Below are 20,778 nucleotides of genomic sequence, written 5' to 3'. Positions count from 1 at the left end.
ACCGTATCGGTCGACGAGGCGGGTTTTAGGGCTTGTTATCTCGTCGACTGCGGGCCGACCGCCGGGGATTCACGCGCCGGCGACGGCCGCGGCGCCGTGAGAACGAGACCGGACAGAACGGAGACCGGCCGTCAGGGCACGTGCCAGATGCCGCGGCCGAAGTCGAGCCACTCGCCGACCACGACGTGCGGCATCGCGATGACACAGACGAAGATGGTGTAGAAGGCGACGGCGCCAGACAGCAGCGAACCGCCGGAGAGCGGGTTGGGCGCGACGGTCCACAGGGCCGTCGCGACGCCCGCCGTGGCCAGCGCGCCGACGACGAGGACGCCCCACGCCACGACGAGCGAGACGCCCTCGGTCCGGCTGGGCCGCTCGCGCTCGACGATCATGCTCCGCGCCGACTGCCGCATGGAGTACCAAAGCGGGAAGTAGAGACCGATGGCGACGACCACGGGCACGAGCGCGAAGTACGCGACGAGCAGCAGCGTCTCGGCGGCGTCGAGGAGCCACGACCGACTCACGCCGCCGGTCGAGCGCCAGCTGGTCGCGAGCCCGCCGCCGAGGTGGACGAGCACCGCGAGCCCGTACGCGGCGCCGATCGCCGTGGTGAACGCCTCCGGCGAGGAGGCGGCGGGACCCGCCAACTGGCCGTCGAAGACGCCGAGCATGATGCCGGTGAAGCCGTAGAAGGTCTCCGTCCAGAAGACGGCGGGGACGAGCATCACGGCCCCGCCGCGGACCAGCGCCGCCAGCGCCCGCTGGGAACGGGTCCGGAGGTGGTCGGTGCCGACCAAGGCGTCCATCACGCGGAGGTCCCCGTGGCCGCCCTTCGCGACGGCCGTCCCGAACGCGAGCGCGAGCGCGGGCAGCGGCGCGACCACGAACAGCGCCACGAACGAGGCGACGAAGCCGACGTAGAGCCCGACGTACCGCGCGCCGAACGGGACCCCTCGCCGTCGGAGGTTCGAGAAGTGTTCGTAGCCGCCGTGCGGGAGGTTCAACGCGACCATCCCGACGAGGTACGCGATCATCTGGGTTCGGAGCGACACGTCGGTGCCCGCCGCGGACAGCGCGCCGAAGCCGACCGCGAGCAGGAGCAGCGACGCGCGAGACGCACCGATGGCCGTCCGTTCCGGTTCACCGAGGAGCCGCCGCACCGGGCTCACCGTCGATGTCGACATGGACGGACGTACGGTCGGTACGGGGTTAGGGCCTCGTCGTCATTATTGGGTATTTTATATTCCCCTCGTCGCGGCGAGGACGCCCTCCGGAGCGTTTCGACGGGGACGGTCGGTGCGAACGTCGCGGGACCGCAAAATCGCTCGGTGCGTGCGGCTCGTTGCCACGGGAGCCGCGATCGCTGTCAGTACGTGTGGATCACTTCGCCGCAACGCACGCACTCGATCGTGTCCGAGCGGAACAGTCGTTCCTTCTTCTCGGTCGGCCCGTTACACTCGGGGCAGACGCCGAGGTTGCGCCCGTCGGCGACGCGGGCGGAGAGGTCGAGGAACTGGTCTTCGAGCTTGTCGATCTGCTCGGACTGTTCCTCGACGACCGACTGGAGGTCCTCGATCGTCTCCTCGCGCTCTTCGACCGCGGTGGACAGCTCGTCGATGCGCTGTTCGTAGGCGTCGATCGCCTCGACATCGATGGTGACGTCGTCGGTCTCCTCCGCCTCCGCTTCGGCGGTGGTCTCGATCGATTCGGTCTCCGTTTCGGCTTCGTCTTCGGCCATGTGCCACCTAACGTGCCCCAGGGTCATTACTTTCAGCCCGACAAGGTTCCCCCCGAGCGGGGACGCGGTCGGGACAACGACCGCCGAGACCCCCTCGCGATTGACCCGCTGTGGCCGCCGATACCTGACTGGGTTGGCATCGGTCTCAATAGAGTATATACAGTATCAGGAAGTGGGTATGGACCCGATAGCGCTACAGGCTGGGGCTGACCTCCTTGGGGACGGTCGGCCTGAGACACTCTGGCTGGGAATCGGCACGATACTAATGCTCATCGGCACCTTCTACTTCATCGCCCGCGGTTGGGGCGTGACGAACAAGGAGGCCCGTGAGTACTACGCCATCACGATCCTGGTGCCGGGGATCGCGTCGGCCGCGTACCTTGCGATGTTCTTCGGTATCGGCCTGACGGAAGTCGAGCTCGCCAGCGGGCAGGTGCTCGACATCTACTACGCCCGGTACGCTGACTGGCTGTTCACGACGCCGCTGCTGCTGCTCGACCTCGCGCTCCTCGCGAAGGTCGACCGCGTGACCATCGGCACGCTCATCGGCGTCGACGCGCTGATGATCGTCACCGGTCTCATCGGTGCACTGTCGAAGACGCCGCTCGCGCGGTACACCTGGTGGCTGTTCAGCACGATCGCGTTCATCTTCGTGCTCTACTACCTCCTCACGAGCCTCCGGAGCGCGGCTTCGGAGCTCTCTGAGGACGTACAGACCACCTTCAACACGCTGACCGCACTGGTCGCCGTCCTCTGGACGGCGTACCCGATCCTGTGGATCGTCGGGACCGAGGGAGCCGGCGTCGTCGGCCTCGGCGTCGAGACGCTCCTGTTCATGGTGCTCGACGTGACGGCGAAGGTCGGATTCGGGTTCGTCCTGCTCCGCAGCCGCGCCATCCTCGGCGACACCGAGGCGCCGGAGCCCTCCGCGGGCGCCGACGCCCAGGCCGCGGACTAACGGTCGACCCGTCGACCGTTCCGTGACCGTATCGCACCGCACCAACCGACTTTCACCATTCATTTTTCCATATGACTGACACCGACACCGAACAGCCGCCAGCGATGAACAAACGGTCCGTCGTCGGACTCGCCGTCTGCCTCGTGATCGCGCTCGCCGGGATCTTCCTGATTCCGACCTTCGAGTCGCGAGCGGGGTTTAGCGTGACGTTCTGGACGATGGCGGCGGTCGAGCTGATCGCTATGCTCGGCGTCGCCTACTTCGTACTCAACCTCCACGAGGAGTAGTTCCGGCGCAGCTACGAACCCTTACTCCGCGGGCGGCTCGGCGTCGCCGCGCCCGTCGCGGGTCGAGGGCGACGTCTCGGCCAGCGCGCGTTCGAAGTGATCGCGCCCGATGATCGAGTCGGAGGCCGGGCCGTCGTCGACGATCGCGTCCTCGATCGCGAGCAGTCCGGCCTCACGGACCAGCGCCGCGATGTCGCCGCCGCTGTACCCGGCGGTGCGGTCGGCGAGCGCGTCGAGGTCGACGTCGACCGCCGTCGGCGTCTTCCCGGCGTGAATGGCGAGTATTTCGCGACGCGCGTCCCGGTCCGGGAGCGGCGTCTCGACCGCCTTCTCGATCCGGCCCGGCCGGAGCAGCGCCTCGTCGATGTTGTCCGGCCGGTTCGTCGCCGCGATCACCACGACGTCGGTCAGCGGCTCCAGCCCGTCGAGTTCGGTCAGCAGCTGCGACACCACGCGCTCGCCCGCGCCCGTGTCGTCGCCGCGGCGCTTCGGCGAGATCGCGTCGACCTCGTCGAAGAAGATCACGGCGGGCGAGTTGTCGCGCGCCGTGGCGAACAGGTCTCGGACCGCCTTCTCGCTCGCGCCGACGTACTTGTCGAGCAGCTCGGGGCCGTTAACCGGGATGAAATTCGCGTCGCTGAGGCTCGCCGCGGCCCGCGCGAGCAGCGTCTTCCCGGTGCCCGGCGGCCCGTACAGCAGCACGCCGGACGGCGGGTCGATCCCCAGCTCCGCGAAGCGGTCGGCGTACTCGAGGGGCCAGTACACCGCCCGCACCAGTTCCCGCTTGGCCGCGTCGAGCCCGCCGACCTCGTCCCAGCCGACGGCGGGAAACTCCACCGTGACCTCGCGGAGTCCGGTGGGTTCGACCTCGTCGAGCGCGGCCTCGAAGTCGGCCATCCGGATGGCGGTCCGACCGTCGCGACGGATCGCGCGCTCCAGCGCCGTGTCCGCGAGGACGACCAGGTCGGCGAACACGTAGCCGTTGAGCCGCTCGGCCACCGACTCGAAGTCCACGTCCATCGCGAGCGGCGCGCCCTCACAGAGCGATTCGAGGGCGTCGCGGCGCTCCGCGGTCGTCAGGGGTTCGACCTCCAGTTCGCGGTCGAACCGGCCGCCGCGCCGAAGCGCCGACGGCACGCCGCTCGGGTCGGTCGTCGCGCCGACGACGACCGTTCGGTCCCCGTCGCGGAGTTCGTCGACCGTGGAGCGGAGCCGGTCGGCGAGCGCCGATCCGCCGTCTTCGGCCCCGAGCGCTTCGAGGTCGTCGAGGAGGACCACGGTCGGCTCGCCCGGAGGAACGGCCTCGACGAGCCGGTCGAGTCGCTCGGTCCGGTCGCCGGTCCGCTCGCCGCGGAGCCGCGCCGCCGAGGCGCGGACGAGCGTCGCGTCGGTCGCGGCCGCGACGGCCTCGACTAGCGTCGTCTTCCCCGAGCCGCGCGGGCCGTGAAGGAGGATTCCCAGCGTCGGGTAGCCGGCCGACTCGAAGGCCTCGGCCGCCTCGAACCGGGTCGAGACGGCGTCGCGGAGCCGTTCGAACGTCGCCGTCTGCACGACGTTCGGCCCGTCCTCGCTCGGCCGTTCGGCGACGACCTCGGTCGTGCCGTCGTCCGCCCTGACGACGATGTCGGTCTCCTCGCCGACGACCGCCGGCGAGGAGGGGGCCACGTCCAGCACGTCGAACCGGAGCGTGAGGGCGCCGCCGAGGCGAGTGACCTCGACCTCGTCGCCGACGGCGATCGCCCGGCGGTGCAGCCGGCGGCGGATGGCGTCCTCGCCGCGGGCCAGGTCGACGGACTGCCGGAGCCGTAGCGTGACCGACGACGCCGCCGGGAGGTCCGCGGCAGCCACGGCCGCGGTGTCGCCCGGTTCGACGCCGGCGGTCTCGCGGAGCCGCTCGGACAGGAAGACGGCTCCGTCCGTCTCGTCGACCGCGTCGACCGGCGCGACGACGGTGTGTACGCCCTCGACGCCGACCGAGTCGCCCGGTGCGACGCCGAGGTCGGCGAGGGCTGCCGCAGAGAGTCCGACGCGGCCCTCGGGAAGCGACGCTGGCGGCTTCTGAACCGGGAGGCGCACGGTCATTGCTCTCGGATTCGATCGCGGGATGGCCCGCCGGCGACGGTCGTCGACAGCATACGGCGATCGCTACGCTCAGCGAGCACAAAGTAGTCATGGCCTGACTGACCGTGGTCGGGGCCCGGCGATCCCCGTCCGCAGAGCGGTCGAGGCGCGGTCGGACCGACGAGAATCGGGCGACGGCGGAGACCGCGGAGCGATCGAACCGCGACGAGCCGGCGCGTAGGAAGACTGGCAACCATTAACCCGTACCGGTTCGAACGGTCGGGCATGGCGAACGCTCGGGCTCTGCTCGTCCATCCGGACGAGGGGAGCGATCGGATCGAGACGGCGCTCGACGCTGCGGGTTTCGACGTGACTCGGACGGACACCGCGGCGTCCGCGGTCGCGAAGGCGACGACCGGCGAGTACGACTGCGTCGTCAGTGAGTACGCGCTGTCGGGCGACGACGGGGTGACGCTGGCGACCGCGATCGAGGAGTCCGACACCGGCGTGCCGGTCGTGATGTTCACCGAGACGGACGAGGACGCGGTGACGGAGGCCGCCTTCGAGAACGGCGTCGACAGGTTCCTCCAGAAGAACGGGTCGGCGTCGATCGAACGGCTCGTGGCCGACGTGTCCGCCGTCTCCTCGGGGGTCGCGGACTCCGAGCCGCGGCAGGACATCTCCGATCACGAGCCGACGGCCGGCGAGGTCACGCGGGCCGTCGAGGACGCGCCGATCGGGATCAGCATCAGCGACCCCGATCTGCCGGACTACCCGCTCGTGTACGTCAACGACGCCTGGAAGGACCACACGGGCTACTCGGTCGAAGAGGCGCTCGGCCGCAATCCGCGGTTCCTCCAGGGACCGGGAACGGACCCGGAGACCGTCGAGGAGATATCGGACGCGATCCGGAACGAGGAGGAGGTCACCGTCGAGATACGCAACTACAGGCGGGACGGGACCCCCTTCTGGAACGAGCTGACGGTGGCACCGGTCTACGACGACGGCGGGGAGCTGGCGCACTACGTCGGGTTCCAGAACGACGTCAGCGACCGGAAGGCCGCGGAGCGGCTCGCCGAGGAGCGGGCCGAGAAGCTCGCGACGGAGCGGCGCGCGCTCGACAGGGTACTCGGTCGGGTGAACGGGCTCCTCAGCGAGATCAGCCGGATCCTCGTCGAGAACTGGGACCCCGAGGTCATCCCGAAGCGGGTCTGTGAGGTCGTCGCCGACGAGCCGGACTACGCCGGCGCCTGGATCGGCGAGGTCTCCTCGGCGACGGGGCGCTTCGAGATCGACGCCGCGAGCGGAGTGGCGGTCGAGCCGGGGACGACCCTCGCCGTCGAGGAGACGCCGGTCGAGGTACAGGAGGCGATCGAGGCGGAGGAGCTTCGAGGCGGCTCGGTCCAGGGCGGCGGCGACGGGCCGCTCGCGCCGGAGTCCGTCGGCGGGACGCGGCTGCTCGTCGTCCCGCTCACGTACGGGAAACGGCGGTACGGAGTGTTGGGGATATACGGCAACGGCGCGAACGTCCTCGACCGCCGGGAGCGGAAGGTGTGCGAGTCGGTCGGCAAGATGATCGCCAACGGCCTCCACTCGGTCGAGACGACCCGGATCCTCACCACGGACCGGGTCTGTGAGATCGTCGTCGAGATCCGCGATCCGACGGCGGTGCTCACCCGGATCGCCGACGCGGTCGGCGGGCAGATCGAACACCTCGGGACGACGCGCCTCGACGACGACGCCGGCGAGCTGTACTTCCGCGTCGACAGCAGCGACGTGAGCCTCGAAGACGTTGAGGACCTGCCGATGGTCGAGTCGATGCGGCTGGTCTCCGAGACGAACGGCGGCGTCAGTTTCGCCGTCACCGTCACCGAGTCGCCGCCGCTCACGCAGCTGGCCGACCACGGCTGCGTCCTCGTCGGCGCGACCGCGACGGCAGACGCGGCGACGCTCACGATCGAGACGCCGCCCGAGCGCGACGTGCGGTCGATCCTCGACGTGTTCCGCGCGGAGTACGAGGGCGTCGAGCTCCGGTCGCGCGTCGAGCGCGAGAGCAGAGACCGGACCGTCGCGGAGTTCGCCGCGGCGGTCGACGAGCGGCTCACCGACCGGCAGCGCGCGGCGCTGAAGACCGCCGAGCTGAACGGCTACTTCGAGTGGCCGCGCCCGGTCGACGGGTCGGAGATCGCAGAGCGCATGGGGATCACCCGGCAGACGTTCCACCAGCATCTCCGCGCGGCCGAGCGGAAGCTGGTCGAGGCGTACGTCGACCCGCGGTCGGACGAATGACTCGGAGAGCGGCGGGAGGCCGCGGCGAGCGATGAGCGACGACCCGTTCGCCGCGAGCGACTCGATCCGCGTGGCGGCCGACCCCGAGACCGTGTTCGCGTTCCTCGACGATCCGGCGAACCACGCGGCGATCACGCCGGGACTCACCGACGTGCGGGACGTCGAACCGCTGGCGAACGGCGGGAAGCGCCTCGCGTACACCTACCGGATGGCGGGCGTCGGCATCGACGGCGAGATCGTCCAGACCGTCCACGAGCCACCCGAGCGCCACGCGTTCGAACTCCGCGGGCGACTCTCCGGGACCATCGACCTCCGGCTCGCGCCCGTCGACGGGGGGACGGAGCTGACGTACGCCGCGACGTACGGCCTGCCGGAGAACGCGATCACGAAGGCCGGCGCACCGGTGATCCGCCGGTTCAACGAGCGACAGCTCCGCGCGGCGTTAGAGAACGTCGCGGCGCGGTTCGACGGGAGCGGCTGAGGGGAGGCGACCGCGCGCTGCGACCCCGCGGAGGGGCGACGGAGTCTGCGACTGCGCGGCCGGGAGACCGCGAGCTGACGGGGTGGCGGGCGAACTATTAAGCGTGCGATGCGCTAAGTGAGAGGTATGGATCTGATCCCCCTCCAACTCGGTTTCGGGCTCGTGAGCGTCGGGCTGCTCGCGCTCCTGCTCGTGGTCGTCACGCTCTGGCAGTCGTTCGAGATCGTCGACGCCTACGAGAAGAAGACCCTCACCGTCTTCGGTGAGTACCGAAAGCTGCTCGAACCGGGTATCAACCTCATCCCGCCGTTCGTCTCCCGAACGTACCCGTTCGACATGCGGACGCAGACGCTGGACGTGCCCCGCCAGGAAGCGATCACGCGGGACAACTCGCCGGTGACCGCCGACGCCGTCGTCTACATCAAAGTGATGGACGCCAAGAAGGCGTTCCTCGAGGTCGACGACTACAAGAAGGCCGTCTCCAACCTCGCACAGACCACCCTCCGGGCCGTCCTCGGCGACATGGAACTCGACGACACGCTGAACAAGCGCCAGGAGATCAACGCGAAGATCCGCAAGGAGCTCGACGAACCCACCGACGAGTGGGGGATCCGCGTCGAGAGCGTCGAGGTCCGCGAGGTCAACCCCTCGAAGGACGTCCAGCAGGCGATGGAGCAGCAGACCTCCGCCGAGCGCCGCCGCCGCGCGATGATCCTCGAAGCGCAGGGTGAACGCCGCTCCGCGGTCGAGCAGGCCGAGGGTGACAAGCAGTCCAACATCATCCGCGCGCAGGGTGAAAAGCAGTCGCAGATCCTCGAAGCGCAGGGTGACGCGATTTCGACCGTCCTCCGCGCCCGCTCCGCCGAGTCGATGGGCGAACGCGCCATCATCGAGCGCGGCATGGAAACGCTCGAAGAGATCGGGAAAGGCGAGTCCACGACCTTCGTCCTCCCGCAGGAGCTGACGAGTCTGGTCGGCCGCTACGGCAAGGCCCTCTCCGGCTCCGACGTCCAGCAGATGGAGGGGCTCGACGGCAAGGAGTTCGACGCCGACACTCGCAAGATGCTCGGGCTCGACGACATCGACGAGATCCTCGGCCAGATCGAAGAGTCCGCGGAGATGGACGTCGAGGAGCTCGAGAAAGAGGCCGAGGCCGTGAAGGCGGGCGACTCCGGCGCGAGCATCAAGTCCGCGAACGAGGTCATCCAAGAGATGGATGAAGAAGAGGTGAGCGCCGACATCGAGGGCGAGGAAGTCGAAAAGGAGAGCTAAAGCGGCGCGAGACGCCGCCGACGCTCCGATATTCAGCACCGAACCGGTCCCCGAGCGAAGTGCTTTTGTCGAGGCGTAGACTAATACGCTCGTGACAGAGGGGTTCGACGGACGGAAACGGGAGACGCTCCGCCGGTTCGCCGCGGTCGGAGCCGCCGCGCCGTTCGTCGGCACGGCGAGCGCGGCCGACGGGGACGCGGACACCAACGAGACGCGGGAAGCGATCCGCGGCTACGTGCCGACGACCCCCGGCGCGCACTTCTCCAAACTCCGCGACGACCTCCGACTCGGGACCGGCGAGGCGCAGTACCATCTCCGGAAGCTGGAGGAGTCGGGAGCGATCGAGTCGGTGAAAGACGCCGATTACCGCCGGTTCTTCCCGGCTGGCCGGTTCGACGAGACCGACAAACGGGCGCTCGGCTACCTCCGCCGGGACACCCCGCGCGGGATGATCCTCGCGCTGTTGCGCGACCCCGACGCGACCGGGGCCGACCTGGCGAACGCTCTCGGCGTCTCCCGGCCGACAATAAGCGCCGCGGCCGCGGACTTGGAGCGCGCCGGCCTGCTCGACCGGACCGACGGCTACGCGCTGACCGAGCCGGAGCGGCTGCTCACGCTCGTGGTCCGGTACGCGGACTCCTTCGACGCCGAGGCGGTCGCGCTCGCCGACGACGCCGCGTCGCTGGTCAGGTACGACCCCTGAAAGCGCCGCTGGGAGCGGGAGGGACGAACGAAGCGACTCGTCGAGACGACTGCCGGTCTGCCGAGCGACGCGTCAGTCAGGTCGTGACCATCCACGTCGTCCCCGAGGAGTAGCCCCACTTCTCGACGTCGACGTCGGTGGCCGCGTCGGCGACGGCACCCATGTTCGCGCCGACCTCCTTCGCGGAGAGGTCGAGGTCGTCGGCGATCAGCCGCGACTTGAAGTACGTCCGGTCGGTCGCGTTCTCGCGGAGGTATCCCAGGATGCGGGCCTGCTTCGCGGAGAGGTCGTGCGACTCGACTGCGACCGCGTCCAGTTCCGCGGCCGCGTCCGGCGGGACAGTGCTCATACGGGTACCACGTCGACATCCCGCATAAGGCGGTTGGTAGAGGGAGTTAACACGCCGCTGTCTTGCGGTTTTCGTCCACACGACCGCCGAGAGCGGCGGCTCGACGCTCCATTTGGGTACGGTCTTCGAACCCCGACGCCGGGCGGGCCCGACTCAGTAGCGGTCGGAGACGAACGGGCAGAGCGCCCCGCTCACCGCGGCCGCGAGCGCCTCGGCGCGGTCGACGCGACCGTTGGTGAGCGCGCCGGCCGCGCCCCCGCGCTTCGCGACGCCCTCGGTATCGAGGAGGTCGTCCATCACGGGGCCGAGCTCCGCGCCGTCGTCGACCCGAGCCGCGGCGTCCGCCGGGAGCGCGAGGCTGGGGCCGGCGCCGCGGCCGACCCGTTCGCCGTCGGCGACGGCCGCCCACATGATCAGGAAGAGGCCGTCGGTCCCGTCGAAGCGCGCGACGCCGCCCTCGACCCCGACGCCGAGGTCGTAGTCGGCGGCCGCGTCCGGCTCCGATCGCCCGGATTCGAGGACGGCCGCGGCCCGGTTCTCCGCGCCGGCGATCGTCTCCACGTGGCCCGTCGGCTGTTCGCTCACGCCCGAGTCGACGGCGACCGAGTCGATCGCGACGCCGGTCGGCTCGCCGGGGAGGTCGAGGTCCGCGGCCGACCCGAGCGCCAGTTCGACGGCTCGCCGCTTCACCGGGTTGCCGCTGCCGACGCCGACTCGCAGAGTGCTCATACGGAGGGGTGGTCGGCGGCGACCGAAAACGCGTCGGGATGGAACAGCGCGGCCAGCCGTTCGATCCCGTCGAGGAGCGCGGGGCTCGGCTGGTTCAGGAGGGAGTCGTCAATCACGTGGACGGGAGCGTCGACCCCCCAGTCGCGCGATTCGACCGTCTCGGGGTCGATCCGGTCGCCGTGTCCGCAGACGTGGACGACGACGTGATCCGGGTCGGCCGCGGCGACGGCGTCGAGGTCGACCTCGCGGGAGCGCTCGCCGGGGTCGACGAACGGGTAGCGGCCGCCCGCGGCGCGGACGGCGCCGGGGACCCAGTTGCCCGCGGCCATCGGCGGGTCGGACCACTCCTCGCAGTAGACGGTGGGACGGGGGCGGTCGGCCACCGCGTCGGCGACGCGGTCGAGGCGGTCGCGGGCGTCGACCGCGAGTCGCTCGCCGGCCTCGTGGCGCCCCACGTCGGCGCCGCGGGCGGCGAACCCAGCCACGGCGTCGTCGACGGTCGCCGGCTCGCGGTGGGCCACGTCGAACCCGCGGTCGCGGCAGTCGGCCGCGAGGTCGGCCTGAAGCCCGTCGCTCGTGAGGACGACGTCGGGGTCGAGGGAGTCGACGCGGTCGAGGTCGGGGTTCAGCCAGCCGCCGATCGGCGCGGGGCCGTCGGTCCCGTGCGCGTCGCCGGCGTCGGCGGGCGGGTCGCAGTGATGCGTGACGCCGACGAGCAGGTCGGCTGCCCCGAGCGCGGCGACGGTCGCGGTCGCGCTCGGCGCCAGCGAGACGACGCGGGGCTCGGTCATGGAGCCACTTCCGTCCGCGATCCGCTCAACCGTTTCGGTCGCGGCGGCGCACCGATCCCCGTCCGTCGAGAGACCGACGAAAACGCGTGATAGATCGTGTTCTTTCGTCGGGTTTCGAGCGACACGTTCCGGTCGTTTTAAGTTGTGTTCCGTCGACGGTAAACTAAGATCGCTTCCGGGCAGTTTCAGTTTCCGGGGGCAACCGAGCTATGAGTGAACGAATACACACGCGGGGGAGTCGCTCCCGAACGGAGACGAACGAGGAAGAATCGGAACAGACTGACGAGACGCTGAGCTGCCCGGAGTGTGGCGGACACGTCGTCAACGACGAGGAACACGGCGAGACGGTCTGTAGCGACTGCGGGCTCGTCGTCGAGGCGGACTCGGTCGACCGCGGCCCCGAGTGGCGCGCGTTCGACTCCCGCGAGAAAGACGAGAAGAGCCGCGTCGGCGCCCCGACCACGAACACGATGCACGACAAGGGGCTCTCGACGAACATCGACTGGCGCGACAAGGACGCGTACGGTCGCTCGCTCGGCGCGCGCCAGCGCCAGAAGATGCAGCGGCTCCGCAAGTGGAACGAGCGGTTCCGCACCCGCGACTCCAAGGAGCGCAACCTCAAGCAGGCGCTCGGCGAGATCGACCGCATGGCCTCGGCGCAGGGGCTCCCGGACAACGTCCGCGAGACGGCCTCGGTCATCTACCGTCGCGCGCTCGACGAGGACCTGCTCCCCGGCCGCTCCATCGAGGGCGTCTCCACCTCCTGTGTGTACGCCGCCGCGCGGATGGCCGGCGTCCCCCGCTCGCTCGACGAGATCGCCGACGTGTCGCGCGTCGAGAAGGCCGAGATCGCGCGGACGTACCGCTACGTCGTCCGCGAGCTCAAGCTCGAAGTGAAGCCGGCCGACCCCGAGCAGTACGTCCCCCGCTTCGCCTCCGACCTGGAGCTCTCGGAGGAGTCCGAGATGCGCGCGAAGAGCCTCCTCCGCAACGCCAAGGAGAAGGGCGTCCACTCCGGCAAGTCGCCCGTGGGCCTCGCCGCGGCCGCCGTCTACGCCGCCGCCCTCCTCACGAACGAGAAGACGACGCAGGCCGCGGTCTCCGAGGTCGCCGACATCTCCGAGGTCACCATCCGGAACCGGTACCACGAGCTCCTCGAAGCCGAGGACGGACTCGTCGCGTAACCGCACGACCGACTCCGCGGTCCGAACGTTTCTGTCGGATCGCCCCGACCCCGACCAGCTAAGACCCCGGCGAGTGAACCGCGAGCCATGTTCGAAGAGTTCGTTCTCGCCGCGAGCACGGCCGACCTGGGCGAGGAGCCGGCGGCCCGTGCCCACGCGGACGCGGTGGAGTTCCGAATGGACCTGGCAAACTCCCCGCTCGACCAGCTGGCGAGCTACGACGGCGCCCTCCCGCTTCTCGTCACGAACCGCGCGTCGTGGGAGGGCGGCGAGGCCGACGGGACCGCGCGGTACGACGCGCTCTCGACCGCGGTCGATCACGACGCGGTCGCGGCCGTGGACGTCGAACTCGCGGCGCTGCGCGGCACGCGACCGGACGACGCCGAGGAGTCGCACGCGGTCGCCTTGCGCGAGACCGCCCGCGAGGCGGGCGTCGACGTGGTCGCGTCGGTCCACGACTTCGAGTCGACCCCCGAACCCGCCGCGCTCGTCGACCTGCTCGCGGACGCCGCGAGCGAGGGCGACGTGGGAAAGCTGGCGACGACCGCGACCGCCCCGGCCGACGCGCTGGCGATGCTGGAGGCCACTCACGAGGCGACCGCCGCGGGCCACCGCGTCGCGACGATGTGTATGGGCGAGGCGGGGCGCCACACCCGCGCCGTCGCGCCGGTCTACGGCTCGAAGATCGGCTACGCGCCGGTGGAGGCCGCGGACGCGACCGCCCCCGGCCAGTACTCGCTCGCGACGCTCCGGCGACTCGTCGACGACCTGCGGGCGAGCGAGGCAGGAGATCCGAGCGGGGACTGATTCTCTCACCCGCGGTGGCGCGTGCCTGTGAGCGCCCGGAGGGCGCGAGACAGCACGCGCGAGGGAGTCGGCCGACCGAAGGGAGGCCGACGAGGCTGGGGAGGCGTGAGGCTGCGGTGCCGTGCGGGGCGGGACTCGGAGGGGCAGCCGCGAGGCGGGCGCAGGGGACGCAAGCACCGCAGCGAGGAAGCGATAGCGACTGAGCGAGGAGCATGGTTCGAAACGGCTCCGCCGTTTCGTCGTCACGAGACGCCGGAGGCGTCTCGAACGACAGCGAGCGTGCGCCCGCCTCGCGGCTGGGGCTTCGGTGGCATTCGAATCGGATATCGATCCCAATCAGGTACCGGAGCACGCGACGGCGCCCGAGAGGAATCCGAGCGCCTCGTACGAGAGCCAAACCGCTTTACGACCGCCCGCGTAAGTGACGCCAATGGCGACGTGCGACGTGTGCGGGGAGTACGAGAACCTCCCGTACCAGTGTAAGCGGTGCGGGAAGACGTTCTGCGCCGAGCACCGGCTCCCCGAGAACCACGACTGTCCCGGCCTCGCCGAGTGGGACGACCCCGGCGGCGTCTTCGACAGCGGGTTCGACGAGAGCGTCGAAGGGAACGACGGTGGGGGCGCGAGAGGTGGCGGCGGCCGTACCGTGAGAACCGGCAGTGCCGGCGGCGTAATCGACCGGGTCAAGCGCCGTATCGACCGCGAAACCAGCACCGGGGGGTTCGTGAGCTTCTTCCGCAACAACGCGACGTACGCGATCCTCGCGGCGATCTGGGCCACCTTCGTCGCACAGCTGATCGTGTTCTGGGGGATCAGCCCGACGCTCCACAACACCCTGTTCGTTCTCCGGCCCGACGCGCTCGGCAACGTCTGGACGGTGGTCACCTCCGTGCTCTCGCACTCGCCGGTGAGCCTCTACCACATCATCGGCAACAGCGTCGTGATCCTGTTTTTCGGCCCGCTCGTCGAGCGCGCCGTGGGGTCGAAGAAGTTCGTCGCGTTCTTCTTCGCGTCCGGGATCATCGCCGGCCTCGGTCACATCCTCTTCGCGATCGCGACGAGCGCCCCCCTCGCGGGCATCCTCGGCGCCAGCGGCGCCGGGTTCGCGATCCTCGGCGTGCTCACCGTCTGGCGGCCGAACATGCAGGTGCTCCTCTTCTTCGTGATTCCGATGAAGATCAAGTACCTCACGTGGGGAATCGCGCTGGTATCGGCGGTGCTCGTGGTCCGGAGCCTCCTGGCCGGCGGCGGCGGCGCCGCCGGCGGAATCGCCCACCTCGCGCACCTGATCGGCTTCGCCATCGGGCTCGGGTTCGGGAAGCGAAACGAGGGCCTCGCCCGGTCCGCCGGCGGCGGAGGTGGTGTCTCGATGGGGAGCGCTCGCGGCCCGCGCGGGCCGGGCGGTCCCGGCGGTCGGTTCTGATGCCCCTCGCCCGGCCCGACCTCCGGCCGGACCCCTCGCTCTCGCGGGACGAGATGGAGGCCCTCCAGCGCGACATCGCGGCGGCCGCGACGTTCGACGACGACCACGCGCTCGACCCGGCCGGCGTCGCCGTCAGCGAGGCCGCCTCGCTCGCGGACGGACTCCCCCCGGCTCGCGACGGGGACCAGGCGTGTCTCGACGCGGGTACGGACTCGGCGACCGCGCACGACGCGGACGCCCCGGTCGTCGTCGGCGTCGATCAGGCGTTCCGCACCGACCGGGCCGACGCGCCCGACGCCGCCGTCTCCGCCGCGGTCGCGTTCCGCGACGGCGACGTGATCGAGTACGCGAGCGCGACGACCCCGCTCTCGATCCCGTACGTTCCCGGACTCCTCGCCTTCCGGGAGGGCGGGCCGATCCTGGCCGCGCTCGACGCCCTCGACGCCGACCCCGACCTGCTGGTCTGTGACGGCTCCGGTCGGATCCACTTCCGGGAGGCCGGACTCGCGACGCACGTCGGGGTCCTTCACGACGTGCCGAGCGTCGGCGTCGCGAAGAGCCTCCTCTGTGGCGAGCCGGACGAACCGACCGACGAGCGCCCCGCCGGCTGGCGAACGCCGGTCCGCGCCGGCGACGCGGTGACGACCGCCGAGACGGGGACCGTGATCGGCCACGCCTTCCAGTCGCGGCAGTACCCGACGAGCAAGCGGGTGAATCCGCTGTACGTGAGCCCGGGGCACCGCGTCTCGGCCGCGAGCGCGGTCGACCTCGTCGACGCGCTGTGTGCGGGCTACAAGCTCCCCGAACCCACGCGGCTCGCCGACGCCTACGCGGACGCCGCGAAGCGGGACGAGGAGTGAAGCGTCGACGGAGTTGAGAGAGACGCCGACGCGCGACCCGGAGCGCGGACGGCCGCAGCTCGTGCCATGAGTTGTCACGGGCAGGCGGTTTTTAGACGATCGCCTGCGAACGCGAACACATGGGAGACGACGACACGGAGAGTCCGATGTCCGCCGAGGAGTTCCGGTCGCTGACGGACGGGTTGGTGCGCCAGAGCTCCGGCGGCGGCACGACGGTGTACAAGAACGCGGCCGGCGTCGGCTGTCCGAACCCCGACTGCGACCGCGGCGTCTTCCAGACGCTGTTCGTCAGCGACCACGGCTGGCAGCAGATCGGGGCGACCCGCGACGGGATCGACCTCTGTCTCGTCAACACGGACTCGAAGCGGCTCGTCTTCATTCACGACGACTGAGTCCGCCGCGGCGGGGACCCCGGCGTTCGGACGCCGCGAGCCCCGCGTTTTTTGAGCGGTCCGCCGCCAACGGGGGCATGGTCGCCCTCCCGATCGGCTTCGACGACCTCGCCGACGCGCTGTTCATGCTGTTGACGACCGCCGTGGGCTTCCTCCTCGGCGGCGTCGTCGGCCTCGTCGTCGGGCTGTCCGCCGGATACGCCTACCTCGAACTGTTGAGCCGCGTCGCCGACCTCGAAGCGACCGTGAACGCGCTCGTCCGCGAGAAGGAGGACCTCCGCGACCGCGTGGAGACGCTGGAGGCCGAGGGGGACTGAGCCGGGTGGGACCCCGCCGCGCTCAGTCGTCGTCGGCCGTCGAGCCCGACCCGGAGTCCGCCGCACAGCGGTTCGGCCCGAGTTCGAGTTCGATCGCCGCGGTCTCGTCGGGCGGCGTCTCGACGCCCCGGTTGGCCGCGATCACCGACTCGTAATTCGGCGGCTTCTCCGGCAGCGTCCGCGTGATCCGGTCGACGAACGCCTCTCGGTCGAGTCCGAGGACCTCGATCCCGCGGCGGGCGTCACCGACCGTCGTGAACACGGGCTCGCCCGGGACCACGTCCCCGGTCGTCCCGTCGTTCGCGACCGCGAAGTGGCCGGGACAGACGGCGATGTCGTCGGGTTCGGCGAGCAGCGTGCCGTGGAGCGAGTCGTAGAGCCGGCGGGCCGCGCCCGCGGCGCCCTGGTCGGACGCGCCGTCGTCTTCTTCGGCGTCCTCGCCGTCCTCGCCGGCCGAGAACTGGAGTTCCGTCCGTCCGACGCTGTCGGTGAACAGCGTGTCGCCCGTGAGCACCGCGGCGTCGCCGACGAGGTAGCTGGCGCCGTCGTCGGTGTGGCCCGGCGTCGCGAGCGCCTTCAGGTCGATCCCGCCGACGTCGAGCGTCTCGTTGCGTCCGATCGGTTCGAACTCGGCGGCCACGTCGCGGTCGGCCGCCGCGGCGGGCAGGTAGTACGGGACGCCGAGGTCGTCCGCCAGCGCCCGGCCGCCGGAGAGGTGGTCGGCGTGGACGTGCGTGTCGAGGACCGCCGCGATCGACGCGTCGCGTTCGGCGGCGGCCTCGACCCACTCGTCTCCGTGTCGGGAGACGTCGATAGCGACGGCGACGCGGTCGGAGCCGTCGGAATCAGCGACGGCGACGCGGTCGGAGCCGTCGGAATCAGCGACGGCGACGCGGTCGGAGCCGTCGGAATCAGCGACGGCGACGCGGTCGGAGCCGTCGGAATCAGCGACGGCGACGCGGCCGGAGCCGTCGGAGTCCGAGGCGCCCGGAACGTGGTCCGCCGACCCGCGCTCGCGTCCGCCGACGGCGAGGTATCCCAGACACCCCTTCGCGCGACGCTGAATCTGAACGATGTCGAGCCCCGGGGCGGCGTCGGACCCGTCGGCGATGGGGACGGCGGTCCGGTCGTAGACGGCGGACCAGCCGCGCATGCCGTCGGCGACGACGACGACGTCCTCGTACCCCGCCGCGTCGAGTTCGGCGGCGAAGTCGTTCGAGGCCTTTCCCTTGGCACACAGCGTGACCACGCTGTCGTCGGGCGAGAGGCCCGTCTCGCGCTCGAAGTCGTCGAGGTCGAACTCGTGGAACGGCTTGTAGAAGTAGTGGATCGCGTCCGCCACGTGCCACCCCGCGAAGCTCTCCTCCGGGCGCGTGTCGACGAGGGCGAACGAGCGGTCGCCGCGCCGTCGCGCGTCGATCATGTCCCGGAACGTCGCTGCGTCGACGGTTCTGACCATGTACACGACTCGCGTCCGACCCTGAAAGCTCTCCCGCTCGGACCGGTCGTCTGGGGCGCGGAGAGACGCTACCGCGCCGGGAGACCGGTCGCGCGATGGACAGCTTTTAGCCCGACCGACCGGAGAGCGGGCGTATGGTCGAGGCGTTCGCGGTCGCCAGCGGCAAGGGCGGCACGGGGAAGACGACGAGCACGCTCGCGCTCGGGATGGCGCTCGCCGAGGACCACGACGTGACGGTCGTGGACGCCGACACGGGCATGGCGAACCTCCTCTTTCACGCCGGACTCGACGACGCGGCGGTCACCCTCCACGACCTGCTCGTCGCCGGCACCGCGACGGACGTGACCGAGGCCACCTACGACCGGTTCGGGCTCTCGGTCGTCCCCTGTGGCACCTCGCTGGCGGGCTTCGAGGCCGCGGAACCGGAGCGGCTCCGCGACGTGGTGGCGGAGCTCGCGCGCGACACCGACGTGCTCCTGCTCGATTCGCCGGCCGCGCTCGGGTCGAAGTCCGCCGTGCTGCCGGTGGTGTTGGCCGACCGCGTCGTGGTCGTCGTCGAGCCGACGATACCCGCGCTCTCGGACGGCCTGAAGGTACAGGAGTACGCGCGCTCGTACGGCACCGAGACCGCCGGGGTCCTGTTCAACAAGGTGCGGAGCGAGGCCGACGACGTGGCCGCGCAGGCGGAGCGCCACTTCGGCGGCCCCGTCCTCGCGAACGTCCCCGAGAGCGACGCCGTCCGAGCGGCGCGGCGGGCGGGAGAGCCGCTGCTCGCTCACGCGCCCGAGAGCGAGGCGGCCGCGCGCTACCGTCGGGCCGCCGCCCGGCTCGACGTGCGCGACGGCGACGGTGACGCGGTCGCCGACCGGTTCCGCAGCGCGGTCGTCCCCGACACGCCATGAGCGGCGAGTCGGAGCGGCGACCCTCGGAGCCGGCCGCGCTCACTATCCCGAGAGGGACGCTGCTGCGCTCGCGGGTGGTCTCGGACGTCGGAACGACGCTGTCGCGCGCGCTCGACCGGGAACTCACCGGCTACGCGACGCTCGTTCCCCAGGAGACGCTGCTCCTGTCCGGCGAGGCCCGCGGCGTCATCACCTTCGCCGACGGCGTCCCGGTGTTGGCCTACAACACGGTGACCGACAGCGGCGGCCCGGACGCGCTCGCGGAGCTCGCGGTCCCCGGCCCGTATCGCGTCGAACTGTACGCCGTCGACGCGGACGGCCTGGCCGCGGCTCACGAGGAGGACGCGCTGCGGGTCGCACCCGACGCGGCCGCGACCGAGTTGGCCGACGCCGCCGACCTCGCGGAGCGGACCCGGGAGGCCGCGCCGGACGAGCGCCTCGGGGACGGCGCGGACGAGGACGACGCGGTCGCGGCGTTCCTCGAGGACGACGACCGGATCGAGGCGATCCGCGAACAGGCGCGGGCGGAGGCCCGCGACCGCGCCGCCGAGTGGGGCCTCGACGACGCCCTCGACGATTCCGGTGGGGCCGGCGAGGACACGGGAGAGCCGGCCCCGACCGATGACCCATTCGAAGGCCGGGGCGGTTCGCCCCGGTTCGGGCGCGATTCGAGCGAGTGAGACGGGTCGCGTGTCGACCCCTCCAGAACGGTTATTTCGACTCGACCCCTCCCTCCGGTATCACGGTCCTCCGACTCCTGCGACTGACGACGCCCGCCGACTTCGCCGCCTGGTACGCCGCCGGTCGCGCCTACACGACCGAGGTCGCCGAGGGCATGGGATTTTCCGGGGTCGACGCCCTCGACGACGACCGGACCGTCGAGCGGCTCCGAACGGCGCCCGACGAACTGACGCCGGCGGCCGCCCGGTCAGTCGCGGCGACGTTGCTCGCGGACGGCGCGTTCTCGGAGCCGTACTGCGAGTGGCTGCCGACGTGGTACGAGCTCGCGCTGATCGCTCCGGTCCGGTACGCCGACCGGCAGCTTCGGAAGGTCGCCGGTAGGGTCGCCGCGGGCGCGTCCGTGACCGCGACCGCACCCCGGTTCTCGCGTCCCGCCGACGTCTTCATCGACGGCGAACCGGCGCTGTCGCGGGTCTCGGGCTTCCGTGGGCGGTTCCTCCTCGCCGACTCGCTGCTTCACTTGGAGTGGTTCGACCACGTCGCCGCCGCCGACGAGATCGACGTGCCCGCCGACCTCGTCGCCCGGACCCGCGAGGAGTCGCTGTCGTACTACGGCGGCGACCGCGACCGACTCTCCCCGGAGGTGCGGCGGTTCCAACGCCACCTGTTCGCCGACGACGCGTGGGTTCGACGCGTCGACGACGCCTACGACCTCGACAGCCGCCTCTTCGGCCTCTGGGAGCGACTGCTACGCGACGAGCGACGACGGCTCGAGGACGCGTAGCCGCAGCGAGGCGGTGTCGGCGGCGTTCGCCGCCGCGCGGATGTGTTACAACACCTGTAACACGTGTTAGGACCTGTTCGTGGAACGGTGGATAAGTATAGGCGGAAACGGCCCGTCAGAGAGAGTACGAACCGCAGGGCGGTTCGCTGTCTCCGACGCTTCGGCCCTCGTCTTCGGTCGGCGTCCCCGCGCTTCGGCCCTCCCCTTCGTTCGTTCCCGTGAGCGTCGCGTCTCTCAGGACACTCACGGTTTCTGTGGACGGCGTTCCGGTGCGAGCGGCCTTCGCGTCGTCAGGAGACAACTCGCCGGCG

Annotated in this window: 22 protein-coding genes; 15 read left to right on the top strand and 7 right to left on the bottom strand. The window is 70.8% G+C overall.

Features of this window, described 5'->3' with window-relative positions:
• Positions 1–131 precede the first annotated feature (131 nt).
• The gene (locus ABDZ89_RS05370; RefSeq protein WP_343777261.1) at positions 132–1,184 is read right to left on the bottom strand and encodes a Brp/Blh family beta-carotene 15,15'-dioxygenase; all 1,053 of its coding nucleotides are present in this window, start codon (positions 1,182–1,184) and stop codon (positions 132–134) included.
• A gap of 182 nt (positions 1,185–1,366) precedes the next feature.
• Positions 1,367–1,738 carry a SlyX family protein gene (locus ABDZ89_RS05365; protein ID WP_343777260.1) on the bottom strand — a complete coding sequence of 124 codons (372 nt, stop codon included), beginning with the start codon at positions 1,736–1,738 and terminating at the stop codon, positions 1,367–1,369.
• Positions 1,739–1,916: 178 nt separating this feature from the next.
• Between ABDZ89_RS05365 and ABDZ89_RS05360 the strand changes: the two genes are divergently transcribed.
• Positions 1,917–2,696, top strand: a complete 780-nt coding sequence (locus tag ABDZ89_RS05360) for a bacteriorhodopsin (RefSeq protein ID WP_343777259.1) — start codon at positions 1,917–1,919, stop codon at positions 2,694–2,696.
• Positions 2,697–2,767: 71 nt separating this feature from the next.
• A complete protein-coding gene (locus ABDZ89_RS05355; RefSeq protein ID WP_343777258.1) occupies positions 2,768–2,983 on the top strand; it encodes a hypothetical protein in 216 nt (71 codons plus the stop codon).
• Between the two features lie 21 nt (positions 2,984–3,004).
• Here ABDZ89_RS05355 and ABDZ89_RS05350 read toward each other — a convergent pair whose 3' ends face one another.
• Positions 3,005–5,065 (bottom strand): AAA family ATPase, encoded by a 2,061-nt coding sequence (locus ABDZ89_RS05350; protein WP_343777257.1) that lies wholly within the window; start codon positions 5,063–5,065, stop codon positions 3,005–3,007.
• 264 nt (positions 5,066–5,329) lie between these two features.
• Here ABDZ89_RS05350 and ABDZ89_RS05345 point away from each other — a divergent pair, with 264 nt between their 5' ends.
• The 4 genes from ABDZ89_RS05345 (at position 5,330) to ABDZ89_RS05330 (ending at position 9,789) form a co-directional block, all read left to right on the top strand.
• Positions 5,330–7,333, top strand: a complete 2,004-nt coding sequence (locus tag ABDZ89_RS05345; RefSeq protein ID WP_343777256.1) for a bacterio-opsin activator domain-containing protein — start codon at positions 5,330–5,332, stop codon at positions 7,331–7,333.
• Positions 7,334–7,364: 31 nt separating this feature from the next.
• Positions 7,365–7,814, top strand: a complete 450-nt coding sequence (locus ABDZ89_RS05340) for an SRPBCC family protein (RefSeq protein WP_343777255.1) — start codon at positions 7,365–7,367, stop codon at positions 7,812–7,814.
• 126 nt (positions 7,815–7,940) lie between these two features.
• Complete coding sequence (locus ABDZ89_RS05335) at positions 7,941–9,086, top strand: SPFH domain-containing protein (protein WP_343777254.1); 1,146 nt, start codon at positions 7,941–7,943, stop codon at positions 9,084–9,086.
• A 91-nt stretch (positions 9,087–9,177) separates the two neighbouring features.
• Positions 9,178–9,789, top strand: a complete 612-nt coding sequence (locus ABDZ89_RS05330; RefSeq protein WP_343777252.1) for a winged helix-turn-helix transcriptional regulator — start codon at positions 9,178–9,180, stop codon at positions 9,787–9,789.
• 76 nt (positions 9,790–9,865) lie between these two features.
• Here the strand turns inward: ABDZ89_RS05330 and ABDZ89_RS05325 are convergent, their stop codons facing one another.
• From ABDZ89_RS05325 to ABDZ89_RS05315, 3 genes are all read right to left on the bottom strand, one after another.
• Positions 9,866–10,138: a DUF7123 family protein gene (locus ABDZ89_RS05325; RefSeq protein WP_343777250.1), complete on the bottom strand. Its 273-nt coding sequence runs from the start codon at positions 10,136–10,138 to the stop codon at positions 9,866–9,868.
• Between the two features lie 153 nt (positions 10,139–10,291).
• A complete protein-coding gene (locus ABDZ89_RS05320) occupies positions 10,292–10,867 on the bottom strand; it encodes a DUF84 family protein (protein WP_343777249.1) in 576 nt (191 codons plus the stop codon).
• The gene (locus ABDZ89_RS05315) at positions 10,864–11,658 is read right to left on the bottom strand and encodes a cobalamin-binding protein (RefSeq protein ID WP_343777247.1); all 795 of its coding nucleotides are present in this window, start codon (positions 11,656–11,658) and stop codon (positions 10,864–10,866) included. The genes ABDZ89_RS05320 and ABDZ89_RS05315 overlap by 4 nt, the downstream gene beginning before the upstream one ends.
• Before the next feature lie 209 nt (positions 11,659–11,867).
• On the opposite strand from ABDZ89_RS05315, the gene ABDZ89_RS05310 reads away from it, so the two are divergent.
• The 6 genes from ABDZ89_RS05310 (at position 11,868) to ABDZ89_RS05285 (ending at position 16,641) form a co-directional block, all read left to right on the top strand.
• On the top strand, positions 11,868–12,842 hold the full coding sequence (locus ABDZ89_RS05310) for a transcription initiation factor IIB (protein ID WP_343777245.1): 975 nt from the start codon (positions 11,868–11,870) through the stop codon (positions 12,840–12,842).
• Between the two features lie 87 nt (positions 12,843–12,929).
• Positions 12,930–13,649, top strand: a complete 720-nt coding sequence (locus ABDZ89_RS05305) for a type I 3-dehydroquinate dehydratase (protein ID WP_343777243.1) — start codon at positions 12,930–12,932, stop codon at positions 13,647–13,649.
• A gap of 430 nt (positions 13,650–14,079) precedes the next feature.
• Positions 14,080–15,072 carry a rhomboid family intramembrane serine protease gene (locus ABDZ89_RS05300; RefSeq protein WP_343777242.1) on the top strand — a complete coding sequence of 331 codons (993 nt, stop codon included), beginning with the start codon at positions 14,080–14,082 and terminating at the stop codon, positions 15,070–15,072.
• Positions 15,072–15,932: an endonuclease V gene (locus tag ABDZ89_RS05295; RefSeq protein ID WP_343777241.1), complete on the top strand. Its 861-nt coding sequence runs from the start codon at positions 15,072–15,074 to the stop codon at positions 15,930–15,932. The genes ABDZ89_RS05300 and ABDZ89_RS05295 overlap by 1 nt, the downstream gene beginning before the upstream one ends.
• Before the next feature lie 119 nt (positions 15,933–16,051).
• Positions 16,052–16,324, top strand: a complete 273-nt coding sequence (locus tag ABDZ89_RS05290; protein WP_017342530.1) for a DUF7385 family protein — start codon at positions 16,052–16,054, stop codon at positions 16,322–16,324.
• A gap of 77 nt (positions 16,325–16,401) precedes the next feature.
• Entirely contained in the window at positions 16,402–16,641 is a 240-nt protein-coding gene (locus ABDZ89_RS05285) for a hypothetical protein (RefSeq protein ID WP_343777239.1), read from the top strand.
• Between the two features lie 22 nt (positions 16,642–16,663).
• Here ABDZ89_RS05285 and ABDZ89_RS05280 read toward each other — a convergent pair whose 3' ends face one another.
• Positions 16,664–18,100: an MBL fold metallo-hydrolase gene (locus tag ABDZ89_RS05280; RefSeq protein ID WP_343777237.1), complete on the bottom strand. Its 1,437-nt coding sequence runs from the start codon at positions 18,098–18,100 to the stop codon at positions 16,664–16,666.
• Between the two features lie 134 nt (positions 18,101–18,234).
• Here ABDZ89_RS05280 and ABDZ89_RS05275 point away from each other — a divergent pair, with 134 nt between their 5' ends.
• Genes ABDZ89_RS05275 through ABDZ89_RS05265 form a run of 3 tightly spaced genes read left to right on the top strand, consistent with a single transcriptional unit; the run spans position 18,235 to position 20,467 of the window.
• A complete protein-coding gene (locus ABDZ89_RS05275) occupies positions 18,235–19,002 on the top strand; it encodes a nucleotide-binding protein (RefSeq protein ID WP_343777235.1) in 768 nt (255 codons plus the stop codon).
• A complete protein-coding gene (locus ABDZ89_RS05270; protein WP_343777234.1) occupies positions 18,999–19,682 on the top strand; it encodes a DUF8054 family protein in 684 nt (227 codons plus the stop codon). Before ABDZ89_RS05275 ends, ABDZ89_RS05270 begins: the two co-directional genes overlap by 4 nt.
• Before the next feature lie 59 nt (positions 19,683–19,741).
• On the top strand, positions 19,742–20,467 hold the full coding sequence (locus tag ABDZ89_RS05265; protein ID WP_464388591.1) for a DUF8116 family protein: 726 nt from the start codon (positions 19,742–19,744) through the stop codon (positions 20,465–20,467).
• Positions 20,468–20,778 lie beyond the last annotated feature (311 nt).

Origin of the sequence: Halorubrum ejinorense (genome assembly GCF_039522565.1) — an archaeon.
In the GTDB taxonomy this organism is placed as follows: domain Archaea; phylum Halobacteriota; class Halobacteria; order Halobacteriales; family Haloferacaceae; genus Halorubrum; species Halorubrum ejinorense.
Note: the sequence above shows the minus strand (reverse complement) of the source record. Positions and strands in the feature narration are given on the sequence as shown.